Genomic DNA, 8,221 nt, shown 5'->3' with positions numbered 1-8,221 from the left:
GTCAGTAAGGGTGTCAACAAGGAATATTACAAATTGTTAACCGAGTCTTGAAAGCCTTGTGCTACAAAGGTTTGAAATGTTAAGAAAGATGTGACTAAAGGACAGCTTATCAAGGGGGGCAGGGGGGATCGAACCTAAAATCCATTTTTAATTTAATTATAACCAGCTACTTAATTCATAATTCCCGCATCTCCCTACAATTGTAAAGACAATTGCCGAAAGTGATCGCCGCGATGTTCAAAACTTTGGTATTGGTCAAAACTAGCGCAAGCGGGCGATAATAACACCACTTTAGCCTCTTTTTCTAGTCCTAGTTCGGCTGCGCGTTGAACTGCCCTGTCCATCGTCTCTACACATTCATAATCTTGATAACCTGCTGACTGTAAACGACGGGCAAAATCGGCGGCAGCGTCACCAATAAGCAGCACGGTGGCGACTTTTGCCTTAATTTCAGCGATCCAAACCCGATCATCCCCTGCTTTTGCTTCCCCCCCCGCGATTAAAATCGCCGGACTAGGGACAGATTTTAAGCCCACTGCGGCGGCATCGTAGTTAGTTGCTTTACTATCATTAATAAAGTCTAGTCCTTTGTAAGTACAAATGTACTCTAGACGATGGGCAACTCCGGGGAAAGTAGCGATCGCTTCGGTAATGGCTTTTTTCTCGATTCCCGCCAATCTAGCGGCGGCCACAGCCATAAGCAAATTCTGCTGATTGTGACTACCCACCATTTTCAGCAGATTAACCGGGGCAATTAACTCCCCAAAAGCCACGATCCAGTTATCTTGCAGATAAACACCACGACTAGGATCGCCCAAAAGTGCCTCTTTGCCCTTCACAGAAGTCCAATAAGCTTGTTGCCATTGACTAACACCGATTTGACGCAGATAGGGATCATCACCGTTGAGGATTTGGCGATCGCTTCTTTGCAGTAAAGAGGCTTTAATCTGATAATAATTTTCCAGAGTTTGATGACGACTGAGGTGATCGGGGGTAAAAGTTGTCCAGATGCCGATTTTCGGCGATAAATCCCGACTGGACTCGATCTGATAACTACTAATCTCCGCAATAATCCAATCGTATTTATCGGCTTTTAAAGCCAATTCACAGGCAGCATAGCCGATATTACCGCAGGAAGGGGCATTTAACCCCGCTTTTTGAAAAATAGCGGCACAGAGGGCGGTGGTGGTGGTTTTGCCGTTAGTTCCCGTAATCCCCAACCAGGGGGAAGATTGCAGATAACGCCAAGCTAATTCTAATTCTCCGATCGTATCGATGCCTTTTTCTCTGGCAGTAATTAAAATCGGGGCATCCCAAGGCACGCCGGGGCTAACCACGATAAGATTAGGCAAGTCCGAAGCCTCTAGACTGAGATTTTGACCAAGATTGACAATAATTCCTTCCCTTTCCAGATTGGTTTTGGTGGCTTGTAAACCGGGAGAATCAGAGCGATCGCTTAATGTCACCTGCCAACCATCCCGTTTTAAGCATCTTGCCGCTGCTATTCCCGATCTTCCCAATCCAATAATCGCCGCTTTCGCCATCTTGTTGCCACTCTACTCAAGAGTCAATTTTTAGCAATCTCTATCCTACTGTGGATTAGGTCGAGTAATAACTAGGGTTTGCGGCAAAAAGTTTTTCGGTGGGGGCAGGGTGTGGGGTGTAGGGTGTGGGCTTCGGCCGTGAGCTCAGCCGAACGGGTGTAGGGTGTGGGGTGTAGGGTGTAGGGTGTAGGGTTTTAGCGATTTTGAGCGGGTCAATTACCTAATTTTCAGGGAAAAAGTCCAGGAATTTTCCACCCGATCACTCCCAGATCTGGGACTTTTTGGTTTCCAAAAAGTCTAAAAGTTTTACCCAACAAGGTTTTTAGATTTATTGAACAAACCCTAGCTATCTTCCTTTGAAAACAAAATTCTCTCGCTTACGTCTAGATCGATAAAATAAATGCAAGTACGATCTCAATAACAACACACCCTATTTATGAATCTAAAATCATCCTTAAAATTTACCCTACTGTTTTCACTTCTAGGGAGTTGTCTCCTGACTACACCGAGTCAAGCGACTCTCTTTGAACAAAGAGAAGTTAATCAAGAGGATTTTATCGCTATTGCCCGTCCCTACGGTAACGGTAAATACGATTTACTGATTTTGCAACAAATCCAGGGAAAACGCCAATGTTGGGCGGTAAATGGCACAGAACCGACCATTGTTCAGCCTCTCCTCCTCGATTTCGATTTTACCGGCAGTTGTGAACGGGCCACCGACAGTAACGGTTATTCCCTTCGCATTCAGGGCAAAGATTACGGTTTAGAATACCTGCTGCGTATCGTACAACGCAACGGGGAATTAGTCCTCGTGGGAACCCCCCGCAATCCCAGGCAATCGGAGGTAATTGTTGGACGGACAAAAGGTTTAGGGACCGGTTTAATCCAAATTTATCTCATCGATGGCTGGCGCTTTACTAAACGCAGTCTAGCCGGTCAAAATCTCAGTCATATTTATCTAACTGCTGATAGTCCCAGTTTCAATCCTCCCCCGGAATTACTCGCGGGTACCCAATCGTCTATCCCCCCCACACCCCTCCCCAGAGAATCCGTCAAAGCAGAAACACCGGTTAATCCTGCTGCTAATCCCGAAGTGCGAGAATATACCTTTACGGCTGCAGAAACAGCAGTAGAGAGCAATCCTGAGCCAGTGGTCAGTAATCCAGTACCAGAGCCAAATTTTACGCCACAGACCCCAGTTACCCCTAATTTACCTCCCCTAACTCCTCCCCTTCGACTTGGCTCAGGGCAAGCCAATGCTCAGAATGGTAATGCGATTGTACCACCACCGCCGCCGCGCAACCTAGGCAATCAGAGAAGTTTATCGGATGTGATTACTTTTAATCGACCGGCTGCTAATCCCAGTAGTGGCAATACTAGCAATAGTGGCCGCAAAGGCTTTAAAGTAGTAATCGAAGCTAAAAACGAGAGCGATCGCACCAAAGTTCGTTCTCTCTATCCCGACGCTTTCCCCACTTCCCACCAAGGTCGTCGCGTCTGGCAAATAGGCGCGTTTAGCAGTCGTGATAAGGCTGAAAACGCTTTACAAAGTCTTGCTCCCTTGCGCGGATCGATCGTACCATTTTAGGGAACGCTGGAACTGCGGAACGGTTAACAGATAGTGGATAGGGGAAATGGGAAAATGGGGGAATTTCAACTAAAACCCCAAAACCCTAAAACCCTAACTCTCAACTCCGGCCTCCTGACTCCTGACTCCTGACTCCTGACTTCTAGAGTAACTGATAACTGATAACTGATAACTGAAAACATGGAAATATCGGAACTAAAAAAAGGTATCGAGATAGTAGGATCGCGCCTGGGTAAAACCCAGGACTATCTTTGACTTACCCACTTTAAGGGCCAAAATTAAAGACTTAGAACAGGTGGCAGCCGTCCCCACTTTTTGGGATAATCCCGATACTGCTCAAAAAACCCTGCAAGAACTAAACGAGTGTAAATCTTCTTTAGAAACCTATCAAAGTTGGTGTGAACAATTAGAAGATACTAAGGCAATTATCGAGTTATTAGAATTAGAATCCGATCGAGCTTTACTAGAAGAAGCGACGGACAATTTAACCCATTTACAGCATGACCTCGATCGCTGGGAATTGCAACAGCTTTTAAATGGTCCCTACGACGCAAAAGGAGCAGTTTTAACGATTAATGCGGGGGCCGGGGGAACCGATGCCCAAGACTGGACAGAAATGCTCCTGAGAATGTATTCTCGCTGGGCCGAGAAACAGGGATATAAAGTCACTTTAGCGGAAATATCAGAAGGAGATGAAGCGGGAATTAAATCGGTGACAATTGAGATTGCTGGAACCTACGCTTACGGTTATCTGAAAGGAGAAAAAGGCACCCATCGGTTAGTCAGAATTTCCCCTTTTAATGCCAATGGTAAACGTCAAACCAGTTTCGCCGGGGTGGAAGTGATGCCAATTTTAGGCGATGATGCGGTGAGGGTAGAAATTCCCGATAAAGATTTAGAAATTACCACCACTAGATCGGGGGGAAAAGGTGGACAAAATGTTAATAAAGTGGAAACTGCCGTGCGTGTGGTTCATCTTCCCACAGGTATCGCTGTACGTTGTACCCAAGAGCGATCGCAATTACAAAATAAAGAAAAAGCCCTAGCTTTATTAAAGGCGAAATTGTTAATTATTGCTCGGGAACAACAGGCTCAAGCGATCGCCGAAATTCGCGGCGATATGGTGGAGGCCGCTTGGGGCAATCAAATCCGTAACTATGTTTTTCATCCCTATCAATTAGTTAAGGATCTGCGTAGTAATGTGGAAACCACCGATGTTACCGGGGTAATGAATGGGGATTTAGATAGCTTTATTGAAGCCTATTTACGTTTGGGCGGGAACAGTGCAGGTTATACTGATTCCTAAGATGAGAGCAGCTCTATTTTCTTGCAAATTCTGTTCTTATTGCTTGTTAAGCTATTTGTCCTCTACTAAGAAGAAAAATCAATGGTTATTATCGAGATTACCAATGTGGAAGAAATATTGAGCGCAAAAATTGGCTCTTTCGCCGCTAAAATCGTCCAAGCTCTAGCAGATGATGAAGGGAAAGTGGAAGAGGTTCTCATCAAAGAATTACAGGCTAATTTTCAGGAAAGGGGAATTAAAGCTAATCTGTTTAGCGTCACTGGGTTAGATATGCTCGGCAATGGTAGGCTAGAAGTTAACGTTAATGTTCGTTCTGCGAATATGATGTCCTAAGAGAAGATAAAATCGCCAAAGGTTGGGTTAAATATAGTTAAACCCAACCTTATTTTGGTAGTTACCATCAAAAGCAATGGCAACGAAGCTTGAGGTTATAATAAACCAACAAAATGTAACGGTCCTTGACCGGTAATTAATTCGATAATAATTGCCAGAAAACCGATCATCGCTAATCGACCATTCCACACCTCGGCTGCCGTTGTCATCCCCCATTCCCAACGTTCCTGGGGATACATTTTCATATTCGCTTTCGGATGGGTAATTTGCTCGAAAGTGGTGGGTTTTTCCTCTAGGGATTTGACCACTAACTGGGAGAGAGATTCGATAAACATCGGGTGAGTGTTAAGAGCCGGTACTCGCTGAAAATGTTCAATTCCCGCTTCTTCCGCCACTTCTCGGTACTCTATATCGATTTCTTGCAGGGTTTCGATGTGTTCCGAGACAAAGCTAATCGGCACGACCAATAAATTCTTAATTCCCTGCTCTCCCAACTCTTTTAAAGCATCTTCAGTATAGGGTTTTAGCCATTCCACCGGACCGACGCGACTTTGATAGGCTAAAGTGTACTGATTGGGTCGGTTGAGCGTACGCATGATCGCCCTAGTGCATTCTTCAATTTCCCTTTGATAGGGATCTCCCGCTTCCTCCACATAACTTTGGGGGACACCATGGGCGCTAAAAAAGATATGTACTTGGTCAGGATTAGCACACTGCTCTAACTCTCGCGCAATCAGATCCGCCATAGCACTCAGATAGGTGGGATGATCGTACCAAGAGGGGATGAGAGTATATTCCGTCAAACGTAGATAGGGATCCTGCTGCCACATTTCCTCCAGTACACGAAAACTGGAACCACTGGTGCTGATGGAAAATTGGGGATAAAGGGGGAGAATAACTAATTTTTTGATATGATCCCGTTTAATCCGCTCGATCGCTTCTTCGGTGAAGGGGTTCCAATAACGCATCCCGATATAAACGCTCACCTCGCGGCCCATTTCCGCGAGACGTTGTTGCAGTGCCGTGGCCTGTGCTTCCGTAATCTTGAGTAAAGGGGAGCCACCACCAATCTGACGGTAATTTTCTTGGGATTTACTCGCTCTTAGCGTCGATATTAACCAAGCTAACGGTTTTTGTAATCCTTTGATCGGTAAACGGATGATCTCTGGGTCAGAAAAAAGGTTAAATAGAAAAGGACGCACATCCTCTAACCGCTCCGGCCCACCCAAATTTAATAATAAAACGCCAACGCGACCCATAGTGTTAACAGATAATTTTTAAATTTTCAGATTCTTTACCAAGTTTAACAATATATCGGTGGAACCGTTAAAACAAATTACAGGCTACAGAGAACTTAATCAAATCTTGGAGGTTGATCTTGGCTACAATTTTACGTCCCCTCAGTTATCAATATCAATGGCTTTACGATGGTATCTCCCGTCTGGCTGCCCTAGCAGTGGGTGGCGAGTCCCGTTTTCGGCAATTGGCCCTAGAAGGTTTAAAAATCGCTAAAAATGACCCTATCCTCGATCTCTGTTGTGGTGCGGGTCAAACCACCCGTTATTTAGTCCCCCTATCCGATCACTGTACCGGTTTAGATGTCTCTCCTGTGGCTCTGGAGCGAGCTAGTTTAGCGGTACCGCAAGCGCATTATGTGGAGGGATTAGCCGAAAAAATGCCCTTTAGTGCCGGAGAATTCGCCTTTGTTCATACTAGCGCCGCTCTCCACGAAATGGAACCAGAGCAGTTAGAGGAAATTCTTAAAGAAGTGTATCGAGTTCTCAGACCGGGGGGAATTTTTGCTCTCGTGGATTTTCATCGACCCACTAACCCGCTTTTTTGGCCTTCTTTAGCCCTATTTTTGCAATTATTTGAAACCGATACCGCTTGGCAGTTTATCGATCGGGACTTGATCCAATCTTTACAGGCGATCGGTTTTCGTGATTGTCAACAAAAATTATACGCTGGTGGTAGTTTACAGGTGATTCAAGCGGCCAAGTGAAGGGATGGATCCGGCATTATTTTCAGGGGCTGTCGGTCATTTATACTAAATAAGGCAACGGTTTTTTAATCAAGCTGAGTTCGATCGACTCGCTGCCAGTTATTTTTGAGAAGTTAATGACTAGAGCAAAAATTCTACAACCTGATTTAATTTTAGGGGATACGATTCTCGGTCTCACTCTGGAGATTTTGAGTCAGCATCAGATTAAGGGATTGATTCTCGATGTGGACGATACCCTTGTTCCCCTCCAGGAAACGACGGTTTCTGACGATTTACAGCGTTGGGTCGATTCCTTGCGTCTTTATCTACCGATTTGGTTGGTCAGCAATAATCTCAGTGAAAATCGCATCGGCGCGATCGCTGATAATTTACAACTTCCCTACCTTCTCGGTGCGGTGAAACCCTCTCGACGCAAACTCCGGCAAGCGATGGCAGCCATGAGTCTCCCCCCCCAACAAATTGCTATGGTTGGCGATCGCTTGTTTACCGATGTTTTAGCGGGAAATCGTCTGGGAATGTTTACCATTCTGGTGAAACCAATGGTAAATCCCTTGACGGGGGGGGCAGCTTATCCAATCCACGATTTTGAGGTGTGGATATCACAAATTCTCGGCGTTTCCCTGCATCCGCAGCATTACTTAATAAAACCTGACCAATCCTCACAAAAGTAAATATTAAAAAATACTTAACTATAGAGGTAAATGGCGAAAAGTAGGAAATACTATAGAGGATTTGAAATGAGGTCAGCCGAGATAAAGACCTTAACGAAAATATGGCACGGGAATTCCCCACCCTGAGCAAGCGCACTGGTGGGGATCCCCCGACCGCCTTGTTTACCTCCGATCAAAGCCTGTACTATAATAGACCTCTTGTAAAAATCAAAAATCTTCCCTTAGGTGAGGAGCCAGTAGTCAGTATTCAGGAGAATTAAGAATGAGAATTAATCAATTAAATGCTCTGTTTAGGGATTTTATGCAATTTTATGCCTATTTTTCTCATTTTTGAACTCTCAAAAATTAATTAGGCAAGAACTCTCATCTCAAAAGCTTAGTCAAGTGATGGGAGCAGTCTGGTGGTGGGATTATCTCAGGTAGCTCTCAACAAGGTTTGACCAAAGCTCAAAAACGAAGAAAAAACAGCTTGGTTAGGAGAATGTTACTCGCAGGTTTTGCAGCCAACGACTAGGTCATTAGGCATTGAGAATAAATAAACTTTATAGATAAAACTCCTTCTACCCTTTTGAGAAAAGGTGAAACATGATTAAGTGTAAAACTTATTTATGCTTACTGCCTAACGATTAAGTAGTATAGACCTCTTGCATAAATCCGAAAACAAACGATAGAAACAATAATGGGAGGGACTTTCAGTTAATTATTTATTAGTAGTTGATAATCTTCAAAAATGTTGCTGTACAAGGATCGACTTAAGACTTTTGCAAGAGGTCTATT

General features: G+C 44.5%; 7 protein-coding genes. 5 read left to right on the top strand and 2 right to left on the bottom strand.

Annotated elements, in window-relative coordinates; translation table 11 throughout:
* Positions 1-194: 194 nt before the first annotated feature.
* Positions 195-1,544: a UDP-N-acetylmuramoyl-L-alanine--D-glutamate ligase gene (gene murD / locus IM462_RS02915; RefSeq protein WP_287704282.1), complete on the bottom strand. Its 1,350-nt coding sequence runs from the start codon at positions 1,542-1,544 to the stop codon at positions 195-197.
* 436 nt (positions 1,545-1,980) lie between these two features.
* On the opposite strand from murD, the gene IM462_RS02910 reads away from it, so the two are divergent.
* From IM462_RS02910 to IM462_RS02900, 3 genes are all read left to right on the top strand, one after another.
* Positions 1,981-3,132, top strand: a complete 1,152-nt coding sequence (locus IM462_RS02910) for a DUF3747 domain-containing protein (protein WP_287704280.1) — start codon at positions 1,981-1,983, stop codon at positions 3,130-3,132.
* Positions 3,133-3,312: 180 nt separating this feature from the next.
* Positions 3,313-4,438 (top strand): peptide chain release factor 2 gene (gene prfB / locus IM462_RS02905; RefSeq protein ID WP_196219750.1). Its coding sequence is split into 2 segments (ribosomal slippage): positions 3,313-3,384 and positions 3,386-4,438, totalling 1,125 coding nucleotides; the frame shifts between segments, so codons are not numbered across the junction.
* A gap of 81 nt (positions 4,439-4,519) precedes the next feature.
* Positions 4,520-4,771, top strand: a complete 252-nt coding sequence (locus IM462_RS02900; protein ID WP_002739055.1) for a DUF8653 family protein — start codon at positions 4,520-4,522, stop codon at positions 4,769-4,771.
* A 95-nt stretch (positions 4,772-4,866) separates the two neighbouring features.
* On the opposite strand, the gene hemH is transcribed toward IM462_RS02900, so the two are convergent.
* A complete protein-coding gene (gene hemH, locus IM462_RS02895; RefSeq protein ID WP_002738693.1) occupies positions 4,867-6,030 on the bottom strand; it encodes a ferrochelatase in 1,164 nt (387 codons plus the stop codon).
* 119 nt (positions 6,031-6,149) lie between these two features.
* On the opposite strand from hemH, the gene IM462_RS02890 reads away from it, so the two are divergent.
* Entirely contained in the window at positions 6,150-6,773 is a 624-nt protein-coding gene (locus IM462_RS02890; RefSeq protein WP_287704276.1) for a class I SAM-dependent methyltransferase, read from the top strand.
* Between the two features lie 116 nt (positions 6,774-6,889).
* A complete protein-coding gene (locus tag IM462_RS02885) occupies positions 6,890-7,444 on the top strand; it encodes a YqeG family HAD IIIA-type phosphatase (protein ID WP_287704274.1) in 555 nt (184 codons plus the stop codon).
* The last annotated feature ends 777 nt before the right edge of the window (positions 7,445-8,221 follow it).

This window comes from Microcystis sp. M144S2, assembly GCF_020246065.1.
In the GTDB taxonomy this organism is placed as follows: Bacteria; Cyanobacteriota; Cyanobacteriia; order Cyanobacteriales; family Microcystaceae; genus Microcystis; species Microcystis ichthyoblabe_A.
This window is presented reverse-complemented; position numbering and strand designations above follow the sequence as displayed.

Excerpts from the sequence above, each read along its gene's own strand:
- IM462_RS02910 (WP_287704280.1), top strand. The coding sequence starts at position 1,981 with ATGAATCTAAAATCATCCTTAAAATTTACCCTACTGTTTTCACTTCTA.
- IM462_RS02885 (WP_287704274.1), top strand. The coding sequence starts at position 6,890 with ATGACTAGAGCAAAAATTCTACAACCTGATTTAATTTTAGGGGATACG.
- hemH (WP_002738693.1), bottom strand. The coding sequence starts at position 6,030 with ATGGGTCGCGTTGGCGTTTTATTATTAAATTTGGGTGGGCCGGAGCGG.
- murD (WP_287704282.1), bottom strand. The coding sequence starts at position 1,544 with ATGGCGAAAGCGGCGATTATTGGATTGGGAAGATCGGGAATAGCAGCG.
- IM462_RS02900 (WP_002739055.1), top strand. The coding sequence starts at position 4,520 with ATGGTTATTATCGAGATTACCAATGTGGAAGAAATATTGAGCGCAAAA.